The organism is Cupriavidus sp. 8B, assembly GCF_054589115.1.
Map to the genome: position 1 here is coordinate 1 of NZ_BAAILO010000649.1, position 12,712 is coordinate 12,712.

Below are 12,712 nucleotides of genomic sequence, written 5' to 3' on the forward strand. Positions count from 1 at the left end.
CGCTCAAACGGCGTGCCGCGGCCCTCGGGTTTCAGGTTAATCCGGTAGAGGTGGCCGCCTAACCCCAGCCGCCAGTCTTGTTTCTCAGGAGACTCCCATGACTGCCCTTGTGATTGCCAATATCTTGCTGTGGATCGCCGTGCTGGCGCTGCTCTTCGGCTTCTATGCGCTGGCCCGCCAGGTCGGCATCCTGTTTGAACGCGTCGCGCCGATGGGCGCGCTGGTGATCGACGCCGGCCCGCGCGTGGGCGAGGCGCTGCCGCCCTTTGCCCTGCAGGATGTGCGCGGCGGCCCGGTGGCGGTGGGCGGCGCGCAGGCGCGCAGCACGCTGCTGTTCTTTCTCTCGCCCACCTGCCCGGTCTGCAAGAAGCTGCTGCCGGTGCTCAAGTCGATGCAGGCCAGCGAGGCCGGCTGGCTACGCGTGGTGCTCGCCTCCGACGGCGAACAACCCGAGCATCTGGCTTTCCTGCGCCAGGCCGGGCTGGAAGCCTTCCCCTATGTGCTCTCGCCCGAGCTCGGCATGTACCTGCAGATCGGCAAGCTGCCCTACGGCGTGCTGATGGACGAGCGCGGCACGCTGCGCGCCAAGGGCCTGGTGAATTCGCGTGAGCAGCTGGAGAGCCTGTTCACCGCGATGGACCTGAACGTGGGCTCGGTGCAGCAGTTCCTGGAAACGCGTGCCTGACGGCAGGGGAGAGAAAAACAATGTGGATTGACCGATTCTTCGAACACCAGACCCGGCGCGCGGCGCAGCGCACGGGCCGGCGCAGCGTGCTGGCCACGCTCGGCAAGGCCATGGCGGGCACGATGGCGCTGCCGGTGCTGCCCTTCGACCGCAGCGCGCACGCGGCCGGCGCGCATGGCAGTAAAGCCGGCAAGGCCGCCGGCCCGCAAGCGCAGGACGAAACCGCCTGCGACTACTGGAAGTACTGCGCGGTGGATGGCTTCCTGTGCTCGTGCTGCGGCGGCAGTTCCACCACCTGCCCGCCGGGCACCGAGCCCTCGCGCGTGTCATGGGTGGGCACCTGCCACAACCCCGCCGACGGACGAGACTACATGGTCAGCTACAACGATTGCTGCGGCAAGACCACCTGCGGGCGCTGCGAGTGCAACACCAACGAGCGCGAGCGGCCGGGCTACCGGCTGGGCGTGCACAACGACGTGAACTGGTGCATGAGCAACGACAGCACGATGTTCCATTGCACCACCTCGATCATTCTCGGAGTCCAGGAATGAAGCTGTCTTCCTCACAGCTGGCTCAGTGCCTGGCATGCCTGGCATGCGTGGCGCCCGCCAGCGCGGTCCTTGCCGACTCGCTGGCCGACCAGGGCAAGGCCTTGTTCGGCACCCACTGCGCCGCTTGCCATAACGCCGATGCATCGGGCATTGCCGGCGTGGCGCCGCCGCTGGCCGGCGCGCTGCGCGAGCGGCTCGCCACACCGGCGGGGCAGGCCTACCTGGCCAATGTGCTGACCCATGGCCTGGCTGGCCCGATCCAGTCGCAGGGCCAGTCGTTCAACGGCGTCATGCCCAGCTTCGCCACGCTCCCGGACGAATCGCTGGCCGCCGTGCTGTCGTGGCTGGCATTGAGCAACGGCGCGCCGGCGCAAGCGGTAGGCGCCGATGCGCTGGCCCGCGCACGCGCCGAGCGCAAGACGCCTGGCGCCGTGCGCAAGCTGCGCGAGGCGGGGCAGTAACATGGCATCGCGCAGAGCACGCACCTTGCGCTTGGCAGCGCTACGCGGCCTGGGCCTGCTAGCGCTGGCCACGCTAGCCACGACCGCGAACGCGCAGGCAGAGCTGCGCCACGCGCGCGACAACTACCTGCTGCACTGCTCCGGCTGCCACCAGCCCGATGCCCGCGGCAAGCCCTCGGCCGGCATCCCCGACATGCGCGAGACCGTGCCCTTGCTGCTTGCCACGCCGGCCGGGCGCGCGTTCCTGATCCAGGTGCCGGGCACCTCGGCCTCCGCGCTGAGCGACGCAGAGATCGCCGGGCTGATGAACTGGCTGATGCCCGCGCTCACCGGCCGCCACGACGTGCCGGCATTCAGCACCGAGGAGGTGAGCCGCTATCGCCGCCAGCCGCTCGATGACGTGAGCGCGCACCGCGCCGAGATCCTGGGCGGTGGTTCGACGGCCACGCCGGACCAGACCGCCCGCGCGAGTCCCGGGACAATGTGACAGACTCACGCAGACAAGCACACGCAGGACAAAAAACAGGAACGAGGAACGAGGAACGACACGATGACCCTCACAGGCACTACCGACCGTGATAGCGACAATGCGCGCAACGCCGTCAACAGCCCCGCCCCCGGGCAACCTTCGCGGCGCCATTTGCTGGGCCACCTGGCAGGCGCCACGCTGGTCGGCATCGCCGCGGGCGTGGCTGCCAGCAGCGCCAGCGCAGCGGCGCCCGCCGGCAAGGGGGGCGCATCGAGCGCATCCGGTCCCGGCACCACGGCTGGCGGCCCGAATCCCATCGTGATGATGCCGGCGTGGCAACTCTCGCGCGAAATCCATGCCCGCAAGCTGTCGGCCCGCGAAGTCATGGCAGCCTACCTGGACCACATCGCACGAGTGAATCCCGGCGCCAACGCCATCGTCGCGCTGCGTGAGCCCGAAGTGCTGCTGCAGGAAGCCACCGCCTGCGACCAGGCCCTCGCCGCCGGACGCTCCGCCGGCTGGATGCACGGCATGCCGCAAGCGCCCAAGGACCTGGCGCTCACGCGCGGCATCCGCACCACCTTCGGCTCGCCGATCTTTCGGGACAACGTGCCCACGGTGGATGCCATCATCGTGGAACGCGCACGCGCCGCCGGCGCCGTGCTGATCGGCAAGACCAACACGCCGGAGTTCGGCCTGGGCTCGCAAACCTTCAACCCTGTCTACGGCGCCACCCGCAATCCTTATGACGCCAGCCGCACCGCCGGCGGCAGCAGCGGCGGCGCGGCCGCCGCGCTGGCGCTGCGCATGCTGCCGGTAGCGGACGGCAGCGACTTCGGCGGCTCGCTGCGCAACCCGGCCGGCTTCTGCAACGTCTATGGCATGCGTCCCTCGGCCGGCCGCGTGCCTTACGGCCCCGCCCCGGAAGTCTTTATCCAGCAACTCGGCTACGAAGGGCCCATGGCACGCACCGTCGCCGACGTGGCCCTGCTGCTGGCCACGCAAGCCGGCCCCGATGCGCGCACGCCGCAGGCGCTCGCGCAAGACCCGGTGCTGGCCACGCTCACCCCGGCCAATGTGGCCGACGTGCTGAAGGCCAACCTCAAGGGCAAGCGCGTGGCATGGCTGGGCGACTGGGACGGCTACCTGCCCATGGAAGCCGGCATCCTGGCGCTGTGCGAGGATGCACTCAAGGCCTTCCCGGCCTTTGGCGTGGGGGTGGAAGCGATCAAGCCGCCGTTCTCTGCGCAGCGGCTATGGAAGACCTGGCTGGTGCACCGTCATTTCCTGGTCGGCAACGGCATGTTGCCCTTCTACCAGGACCCGGCCAAGCGCGCGCTGCTCAAGGACTCCGCGATCTGGGAGATCGAGGGCATGCTCAAGCTCAGCGCAAGCGATATCTATGCCGCGAGCATGGAGCGCAGCGCCTGGTATCAAGCGCTGCTTGGCGTGTTCAAGCAGTTCGACTACATCGCGGTGCCCACGGCGCAAGTCTTCCCGTTCGATGTGAACCAGCCCTGGCCAAAACAGATCGCCGGCCGCGAGATGGATACCTATCATCGCTGGATGGAAGTGGTCTTTCCGTGGACGCTGTCGGGGTGCCCCGCGATCAGCGTCCCGGTTGGATTCGGGCCGCAGGGGTTGCCGATGGGGATGCAGTTGATTGGGCGGCCGAGGGATGATTTGTCGGTGCTGCGGCTGGCGCATGCTTATGAGCAGGAGCGCAACTGGGTGGGGGGGTCGTTGCCGCAGGCGATGATGGGGTGAGGGGGGAATGGGGCTTTGACTGCAACTGCAACTGCAAAATCAGCTTCAAATTCAACGGCTTAACGTCAAAAGCAACTGCAGTTTCACCTCCCCTTCGGGGAGGTGAAACTGCCTTTGACTTTAGGCCTTTGACCTTGCAGTTAAGCAGTTGAAGCTGATTTTGCAGTTGCAGTTGCAGTTGCAGTTGCAATCAGTTCAACTGCAACTGCAATCACCCCCCTCTCCCCACAGTCTCCGACGGCAACTCCCCAAAAAAACCACGATACTGCGCCGCAAACCGCGGCAAATGATTAAACCCCCACCGCGCCGCCACCACCCCCACCGGCTCCTGCACCTGCCGCGCCCCTAATTCCCGCCTGACTCCGTTCATCCGCAAAGCCCGAACAAACTCCAATGGTGCCAACCCGGTAATTTCATTAAAGCTGTATTGCAGCGTCCTGCGTGAAACCCCAAGCCGTTCACACAGAGCCAAAACACTCCAGGGCGCCTCGGGCGCGGCGCGCACCATCTCATACGCCCGCGCCACCAGCCGCCTTCGCGCAGGCGGCGTGGGCAGCAGGGCATCGCCAATGTCGTGCATCAACGTGGACACCACCGCCATCAGCAACGCATCGCGCATCGCGCTTTCGACAAACCGCTGGCTAAACACGTCGCTCTGCACCGCAGCGGCAGCCAGCACCGCGAGCATCGCCGCCCGGAAATCCTCGGACGCGGCGCGCCGCACCTCGGTGGCCGGCTGCAAGCGCGTGATCAGCTCCGGAACGCCCTCGCGCTCCAGCACGCGTTGCAGCGCAGGCAGCGGCAACGTCACGCCTAGCAGGTCCAGCGATGGCGGGGTGCGCATGGCCAGCGGCTGGCCGTTGCCGGCGCGCAGCACGGTGTCGCCGCTCATGCGGTAGCCGGAGAACCAGCCATCGGCACACTCGCGGTGAGGCAAGCCGATGGAAAGATAGCCGCGCCGTGCCTCGCCTTCCTCCAGCAACGCCTGGTTGGTGCGTTCGCGGAAAACGTGGACGTCGCCAAAGGTAGCCTGCTGCACTTGCGCAAGAAAATGCCCTGGCGTGAGTTGCTGGTAGCGCTGCTGCCAGCCGTCCAGGCCCGCTGCCGCCATGGCGGCCTCGGTGGCAATCAGGTGGCGTACCGGGCGCCCGCTGGCGCCTGTGTCGAGAGGCTCGGTGTTGCTGTGCATCGGTGGCAGCCTGTTGGGGCGTTTAATACCATCGGCGGCGGGTTGGCTTGGCCCGGGCGCGGAGGGCTCTTGTGCAGGCACTGCGCGATGATTGTATCGCCAAGCCCGGCAACCGTCGATGCGCGGCGCAGCAGGTCCGGCGGACCCAAGTGAACGTCCTTGCATTTGTTGACAGTTACCGCCGCGGCCTCGCCCTAGAATGCTGCGCTATTCATGGCTGGATTAGATATGGGATCGCGATCCGAACGGTATAGGTTGCTGGGCTACCTCGCGCTTTGCATGGTGGCGTTCGCGCTCATCACCGTGCTGTGCGTGACACTGCAGGACGACAACGAGCAGCGCGCGGCGCGCAAGGTCCGCCAGATGGATAGCCGCGCCACGGCCACCGCCACCACCGCAGGCCAGGCTGAACAACCAGCGGCCACGCGCGCATCGCGCTGAATGCCAGCGAGGATCAGCAGGGCAAGAAGATAGTGAAGGTGGCGCCGGCGCCCGCGGCGCTGGTCACCTTGATCTCTCCGCCGTGGCGCTCCACCACGGTCTTGACGAACACCAGCCCCAGCCCGCTGCCCGCGGGGGCATCCTGCTCGGTGTCGCGCAGGCGCGCAAAGGGCTGGAACAGGCGGCCCTGGTCTTGCGCGGCGATGCCCCGGCCCTGGTCCGCCACATCGATCGCCAGCCCCTGCGCCACGCGATACAGGCGCACCGTCACCGTGGTTTGCGGCGGGCTGAACTTGATCGCATTGCTCACCAGGTTCGCAATGGCCCGCATCAGCAGCACCGGCTCGGCCAGGATCTGCGACTGCTCGTCTTCCACCGCCACCTCTACCTTCAGTGCGATCCGGGCAGCGTTGGCCAGCGCCCATAGCTCGTCGGTGGCGTCCAGCACCACGCCGGCCAGGTCGACCTTGATGAAGTCAAGGTGCGGCGCTTCGGCACGGGCCAGCCGGATAAAGTCGTCCGCGAGTTCCAGTGTGCGGTTGGCGTGCTCGCCGATGCGGGCCAGCAGGGCGGCCTCCGGCAGCGCCCGGCCGGGCTCATTTTGCAGGTCGATCAGGGCAAGGATGGAGGACTGCGGGGAGCGCATGTCGTGCGAGATAAAGCGCAGGGACTCCTCGCGGCGCCGCTCGGCCATGCGTACCTGCGTGATATCGATGACGCTGACGATCAGGCCGGCTACGCCGCCGGTGTCGCTGCGCAGGGGCGCGCCGCGCAGCAGCATCGGGTGTTCGTCGCGCGCTTCGAGCTCCACCCCGGGCGGGGCCTGCACCGGGTGCGCGGCGTCGGCGTCGCCTTCGGCATAGACGCTGCGCAGCTGGTCCCAATATTCCAGCCCGGCCTTGGGCTGGACGAATACCTCGTTGATCAGCTCGCGAATGCCGGGGCGCGGTGCGTTCATGTCGGCCAGGGGCCCGAGCGTGCGCGGCGCCAGCAGCAGGCCGCGCCGATTGGCCAGCAGCACGCGGCCGCCGGGATCGCAGATCACGGTGGCTTCGGGCAGGCCTTCGAGCCCGTCCGCCAGGAATTGCCGCAAGTCGCGCAGGCGCGTGGTCATGCGGTAGACCGCGCGCATGCGGGTATCGAGGTTGCGGCCCGATTCGCCCTCGCCGGCGGGCATGGCCAGCAGGCCGGGCTCCTGCTCGAGCTGCGTGAGTTCGTCGGTGAGGAACTGCAGCGCCGCTTCCTGGCGCCGCCAGCTCCACAGCGGGTAGAGCAGGCTGCAACCCAGCACAGCGCTGGCCGGCGCGAACCAGAGGTGGCCGAGCACTACCAGCAGCAAGCTGGCGGCCAGCGTGCCGGCCAGCAGCACCACGGTGACCAGCAGCGCATTGCGCGGCGTCAGCATCAGCGAGGCCAGGCTCGCCAGCAGCACGGGCAGCAAGGTGCAGAGCCAGAACCAGGGCGCAGGCAAGGTCACGATCGCCGCGTCGCTCTGCAGCGTCTGCATGGTGTTGGCGATGATCTCCACGCCGCTCATGCCGTGGCCGTTGCGCGATACCGGCGTGGGGAACACGTCGCCCAACCCGCTCGCCGTGGCACCTACCAGCACGGACTTTGCGCGGAAGAAGCCGCGTGGCAACGTGCCGCCCAGTACATCGAGCACCGAGACCTGCCGGAACGTCCCCGGCGGCCCGGCAAACGGAATGCGCAGCCGGTAGTCGCGGGTCCAGCCATCGGCGCCGCGATCATCTGCGCTGCCGTCGTGCCGGTAGGAGGAGACCGGCCGCGGCGGCTTGCCGAAGCCGACCATCGCGGCCGAGAAGTGGCTCAGCTGGCTGCCCGGCAGCCCTTCCTGCAGGTACACCTGGCGGGCAATGCCGTCGAGGTCCAGCGCGATATTGATGTGCCCCACCTCGCTGCCCAGGCCCGTCAGCGGATAGCGCACCAGCAAGCCGCCCTGCCCCGCTTCTGCCAGCGCGGGCAGCACGACGTTGCCGGCGCGCGCCATGCTGCCTGCCAGCGCGCGGTCGTCCTCGGGATGCAAGGCGTCGGGCTCGGAGAGAATCACGTCGACCCCGATCACGCGTGGCGCGTCGGCGGCGATGCGCTCGATCAGGTCGGCCAGCACCCGGCGGCGCCAGGGCCAGCGGCCAATGGCCGATATGCTGGGGTCGTCGATGGCGACGATCACGATCTCGTCGCTGGCCGCGTGATGCTGGGCCGCGACCGACAGGTCGTAGACGGCCTTGTCGGCGCGTTCGCTCCAGCCCAGCACGGCGCACGCTGCCACCAGCGCCAGCACGGCGCTCGTCAACATGCCCCATTCGACCAGCGTACGGCGCTGGTAGCCAGCCATCATGCGTGCGGGCACGCGGCCCAGTGCGCGCGCGCGCGCGGCGAGTTGCGCCAGGCTAGTTGGCACGATTGAGCAAGCGTCCGCCGGCGCTGACGGGCTGGCCTTGCGCGTCGCGTACGTACTGCACCACCTCGATGCGCTGGGGCGCGGAGAAGTGCGGCTGGCGATCCGGGCTTTGGCGAGCCACCCGTACAAAATACGCGCCGCTGCCAGGCCGCGGCAGGCGGGCCTCATTGGTCTCGGTGCTGACGTCCGCCACGATCTGCGTAAAGGCGGCGTCGGATGCCATTTGCACGCGGTAGGCTTGCGCCGCGCCATTAGCGCTGGCCCCGCCGGCGGCCGGCCATGCGATCCGCAGGGTGTCGCCGCCATCGTCTTCCAGGCGCGGCTGCGGCGGCGACGGCTCCAGCGCGAACGCCACCGGCTCGCTCCAGGGGCCGGGCTGGCCACCGGCGTCGACCGAGCGCACACGCCACCACCAGCGGCCAGGCGCAAGCGCCTGGCTAGCCGAGGGCGCCGTGCCGCGCGCCTGCATGGCGCCTTGCGTGAAGTCCGCGTTGGGCGCCACTTCGAATTCGTATTGCGCCGCGCTGGCGACTTCGGCCCAGGTGAACATCGCCGTCTGGCCGTACGCGGTGCCATCGCGCTCGGGCGCCAGCGTAAAGGGCGCGGGCGGATTCAGGCGCACCACGAACGGCATCACCGCGCCCGCGCCGCCAAGGCGCCGGGCATCGAGCGCGCTCACGCCCAAGTACAGCTCGCCCTCGGGCAGGTCTTGCAGCGCGGCCTGCGTGCCCTCCACGGCCTGCGACGACAGGAGCTCGGTCTGGGCCGCATCGCGCGAGACCACCACGCGGTAGCTGGCGGCCTGCGCAACCGGCGTCCAGCTCACGGTGGCATGGCTTGCCAGCAGCGGCTGGGGCAGCGGCGCCAGCGCCGGCGCCGGCAGCAGCGCGGCGGGCCGCGCCAGGGCGCCTGCGGCCGATACACTGACGCCGTAGCCAGCACCCACGACTGCTTGCTGGCCGCGGCGCGAACGGGCCTGCACCTGGCCTTCGAGCACGGCGCTCTGGCTGGCGCCGTCCTCGGTGCCCACCCGAAAGCGCGTGCCGCGCACGCCGGTCACCAGCGATGGGGTGCGGATCTCGAAACGCCCCACGCCGGTGCCGCGCGGCGCCACGCGGGATTCCACCTCGCCCTGGCCGATGCCGATCACGGCATCGGTCAGGCCGGTGCGAGAGAAAGCGCGCAGCCGCTTGACTTCGATCGCTGTCGCCGGCGGCAACGCAACGCGCGAGCCGTCGCCCAGTTCCAGGGTGACGGTGCCGGACGCGCCGGTTTCAATGCGGGCGCCCTCGCGCAGCTCCATGCCGGCCTGCAGCGCGCGGCCATCGGCGCCCGCCGGCCCCGTCACGAAGACCACGCGGGCCGCTCCGTCAGTCACCGGGATGCGTGCCAGCGGGATGCGCAGGCGCATGCCGGGCGGCAGGCGGTAAGGGTTGGCCACCTTGTTCAAGACCTGCAGCTCGCGCCAGCCTGCGGGATTGACCATGAATCGGTCCGCCAGGCCAATCAGCGTGTCGCCCGGGCGCACCTGGTAGATAAAGTTGGCGCCCTCGGCGCCCGCAGGCTGCGCGGCGGCGTTGGCTGACCATGCGGCGCCAAGCACGCCAATCAATCCTGCCATGCCGATCGTACCGGCCACAGCCATCGCGCCCATCGGGCATGCCACACGCGAGCGCGCTGCAATGCCGGCCTTGCTGCCTGCTGCCTTGTCGAACCGCTTCATAAGCTCAGTCTTCCTGCTTGTGCTGCGAATCCTGCGGATCCTGCAAATCCTGCTTATCCCCATCGCCCGCGGCTTCGAAGCGGTAGCCATGCGAATACACGGAAGTCAGCCGCACGCCGTTCTCGGGCCGCAACGCCAGCTTGATCCGCAGCCGCGAGATATGGGTATCGAGCGTGCGCGAGCCGGCACCGATGGCACGGCCCCACACGGCTTGCTCCACCACCTCGCGCGACACCAGGCGCCCCAGGTTGCGGAACAGGAACAACGCCAGGTCGAACTCGCGCGGCGACATATCCGCCCGGCACTCGCCGAGGGTCACGGTGCGTGCCTGCGGATCGACACAGTAGTTGCCCACCCGGATCATGGCGCTGTCCTGCTGCGCCTGCGGATACGTGCGGCGCAGCAACGCGGACACGCGCGCCACCAGCTCGGCGCGGCGGATCGGCTTGATCATGTAGTCGTCGGCGCCCGCGCCCAGCCCCGCGACAATGTCCTCTTCCAGCGAGCGGCTGGTCAGGAACAGGATGGGGGGATTGCGACCGGAGTTCTGGCGCACCCAGGTCACCACCTCAAGGCCGCTGGTATCGGGCAGCTGCCAGTCCACCACCAGCAGGTCAAACGTTTGCTCGCGCAGCGCCCGCAGGAACGTGCTGCCACTGGCGAAGCACTCGCACTCGTGGCCAGCCGAGACCAGGATCTGCTGGATCAGCTCGGACTGGCTCTTGTCGTCTTCCACCGAAGCTATTCTCATACTTACCTCTTGCTTGCCACGTCTACTCTTCCAGATGCCACCACGCGCTTGCTGCACCACCGCAGGGGCAAATGCGCAACAACCCGGGCAGGCCGGGCGCCAAGTACGTAAAGGGGAATGGTACAGAATCAGGCGTCGCCACGCCAAGGATGGCGCGGGAGGGTGTTGCAGCGCGCCGGCGCAAAAGCCGGCGCGCGCGCCTTTACTGCAGCATGTAGGTTTCGTACTCGAGGCGGTCCAGCTTGCGGTCGAGCAGGTAGATCGCCAGGGCCACCACGATCAGCAGCGATGCCGCGAAGCCGTAGCCATACCAGGCCGGTCCCAGTTGCAGCGTCACGGCAGTGAAGGCCAGGTTGAGAATCACGAACAACCCGCTGAGCAGCAGCACTTCACGCCGGCGGTCGAGGTAGAAGTAGATATTGAGCACCCCGAGCAACACCACCTGCAGGCTGGCCCCGATCACGTCAACATACAGCAGCGGCAGGTAGAGCTCCGAAATGCCGAGCGCCGCCAGCACCCACTTGCCCGTGACAAACAGCACCAGCGCCGCAATGGCCTGCACCTTGACGATTTCGTACAGCCCCAGGCGGATCGTCTGCACCATGGTGTTGCGCATATCCTCGATATGCTCGAGCGAGCTGCCGCCGCGCACCGCGTTGTAGAAGGCGTCGTAGTACTCGACGAAGTCGGTCTCGATGCGCACCAGGAACACCGCCATGCCCGGGATGATTGCCAGGTAGGCCAGGAATACCGGGATGTCATAGATGATCGACGCATGCAGTGGCCCGATGACTTGCTGCCCCGTGGACGGCGAGTACCAGAACATGAACTTGTCGAGCCAGATGCCGAGGTTGTACAGCAGCCCGATCAACATCAGGCTTGGATAGGCATAACGCCGCTGGAACACCTCGAACGACATGAAGCGCTGGCTGGTGTAGTTGCGGTAGATCAGCACCACCATGGCCGTCAGCAAGCACAGCTGGCCGGCGACAAACCCCAGCAGCAGGCCCTCCAGGCCATGGTTGCGCAGCGCCAGCGCCGCCACCACCGTCAGCGTATAGCCCAGCAGGAAGGTCCAGACGATGGCCTTGTACTGCTTCATGCCCGTCAGGAAAATCACCGCGATCCAGATATTGCTCATGACCACGAAGCCCGCGGTCATCAGCAACCGGTACAGCACCGACTGCGCCGGGAAGGCGAACAGCGCGCAGCCGATGCCGATGGCGCCCGACAGCGCCGTGACCAGCAGGGCCACCGCATGGTAGTTCGACAGCACCAGGTCATCGCGCTTCTCGAACAGGCGGTCCGAGGTAAAGCGGGTGAAGGCCAGCTGCAACGGCCCGGTCAGGATCAGGCTGACCGCAATCAAGTAGGTCACCGACACCTGGAACTGTGTCACCAGGCTGCCCGGCACCACAAACGGCAGGCTGAGCACACCGATCAGCAAGATGCCGACGATCGACAGGACCCACGGCCCGGAGCTGATGATGCCGGCATAGGCGTACGCGCCGAGCATGCCCGACAGGCTGTCCCGCCGCAGCATCTTGCGAAGTTCGAAACCAATCCCCGCCATCTCAGCGACCTCCCTTCATGGGGCAGCCCGCGGCCTGGGCCGCCTTGGCGGGGGATCCGCCAGCGGACGGCTGCGCATTCGGCTGCGCCATCAGGTGCGTGTACAGCTCGCGGTAGCTACCCACCATCATCTCCTGCGTGTAATAGCGCTCCACGCGCCGGATGCCGGCTTGCTGCGCGGCATGCCATGCGTCCGGGGAACCCAGCAGGCCGATGGCCTTCTCGGCCAGCGCGGCCGGGTCGGCAATGCGCACCACGTCGCCTGCGGCGCCCAGCGCCGCATCCTCGCCGGGCAGGCCGAAGATCAGTTGCCGGCATGAGCCGACGTCGGTGGTCACGCACGGCACGCCGGCGGCAAAGCCTTCCAGCACTACCAGCGGCAATGCCTCGCTGATGGAGCTGAGCACCAGCACGCCCACCTTGGGCAGCAGTTCATCGATGCGCTGGAAGCCCAGGAACTTGACCTTGTCAGCGAGGCCCAGGCTTTCGGCCAGGCTGCGGCATTCCCGCGCGTAATCCGGATCCTCGTCTTCCGGGCCAGCGATCCAGCCTTGGGCATCGGGGTATTGCCGCACCACGGTGAGCATGGCGCGGATAAAGGTCTTGATGTCCTTGATCGGCACCACACGGCCGATCAGGCACAGCACCGGCGGCACGCCCGGGGCGCGCGGCGCGCGCAGC

The 12,712-nt window shown here is 68.0% G+C and carries 12 protein-coding genes; 6 read left to right on the forward strand and 6 right to left on the reverse strand.

Going from position 1 to position 12,712, the window contains the following annotated elements; genetic code table 11:
• The first annotated feature begins 97 nt into the window (after positions 1-97).
• From mauD to ACYP5B_RS51775, 5 genes are all read left to right on the forward strand, one after another.
• A complete protein-coding gene (gene mauD, locus ACYP5B_RS51755) occupies positions 98-685 on the forward strand; it encodes a methylamine dehydrogenase accessory protein MauD (protein WP_459575278.1) in 588 nt (195 codons plus the stop codon).
• Positions 686-705: 20 nt separating this feature from the next.
• The gene (locus tag ACYP5B_RS51760; RefSeq protein WP_459575280.1) at positions 706-1,236 is read left to right on the forward strand and encodes a methylamine dehydrogenase light chain; all 531 of its coding nucleotides are present in this window, start codon (positions 706-708) and stop codon (positions 1,234-1,236) included.
• Positions 1,233-1,697, forward strand: coding sequence for a c-type cytochrome (locus tag ACYP5B_RS51765; protein WP_459575282.1), 465 nt, complete (start codon positions 1,233-1,235; stop codon positions 1,695-1,697). Before ACYP5B_RS51760 ends, ACYP5B_RS51765 begins: the two co-directional genes overlap by 4 nt.
• A 1-nt stretch (position 1,698) precedes the next feature.
• A complete protein-coding gene (locus ACYP5B_RS51770) occupies positions 1,699-2,184 on the forward strand; it encodes a cytochrome C (protein ID WP_400102691.1) in 486 nt (161 codons plus the stop codon).
• A gap of 63 nt (positions 2,185-2,247) precedes the next feature.
• Positions 2,248-3,933, forward strand: a complete 1,686-nt coding sequence (locus tag ACYP5B_RS51775) for an amidase (protein WP_459575284.1) — start codon at positions 2,248-2,250, stop codon at positions 3,931-3,933.
• A gap of 211 nt (positions 3,934-4,144) precedes the next feature.
• On the opposite strand, the gene ACYP5B_RS51780 is transcribed toward ACYP5B_RS51775, so the two are convergent.
• Entirely contained in the window at positions 4,145-5,122 is a 978-nt protein-coding gene (locus tag ACYP5B_RS51780) for a helix-turn-helix domain-containing protein (RefSeq protein ID WP_459575285.1), read from the reverse strand.
• A gap of 228 nt (positions 5,123-5,350) precedes the next feature.
• Between ACYP5B_RS51780 and ACYP5B_RS51785 the strand changes: the two genes are divergently transcribed.
• A complete protein-coding gene (locus ACYP5B_RS51785) occupies positions 5,351-5,563 on the forward strand; it encodes a hypothetical protein (protein WP_400100869.1) in 213 nt (70 codons plus the stop codon).
• Positions 5,564-5,576: 13 nt separating this feature from the next.
• Here the strand turns inward: ACYP5B_RS51785 and ACYP5B_RS51790 are convergent, their stop codons facing one another.
• From ACYP5B_RS51790 to pelF, 5 genes are all read right to left on the reverse strand, one after another.
• Positions 5,577-7,922: a CHASE2 domain-containing protein gene (locus ACYP5B_RS51790; RefSeq protein ID WP_459575315.1), complete on the reverse strand. Its 2,346-nt coding sequence runs from the start codon at positions 7,920-7,922 to the stop codon at positions 5,577-5,579.
• A 52-nt stretch (positions 7,923-7,974) separates the two neighbouring features.
• Positions 7,975-9,708, reverse strand: coding sequence for a FecR domain-containing protein (locus ACYP5B_RS51795; protein WP_459575287.1), 1,734 nt, complete (start codon positions 9,706-9,708; stop codon positions 7,975-7,977).
• A gap of 4 nt (positions 9,709-9,712) precedes the next feature.
• Positions 9,713-10,459 carry a response regulator transcription factor gene (locus ACYP5B_RS51800; RefSeq protein ID WP_459575288.1) on the reverse strand — a complete coding sequence of 249 codons (747 nt, stop codon included), beginning with the start codon at positions 10,457-10,459 and terminating at the stop codon, positions 9,713-9,715.
• A 202-nt stretch (positions 10,460-10,661) separates the two neighbouring features.
• A complete protein-coding gene (gene pelG, locus ACYP5B_RS51805; protein WP_318235763.1) occupies positions 10,662-12,032 on the reverse strand; it encodes an exopolysaccharide Pel transporter PelG in 1,371 nt (456 codons plus the stop codon).
• A gap of 1 nt (position 12,033) precedes the next feature.
• Positions 12,034-12,712 (reverse strand): GT4 family glycosyltransferase PelF (gene pelF, locus ACYP5B_RS51810; protein ID WP_459575290.1); only part of this gene is annotated, 679 nt, incomplete at its 5' end.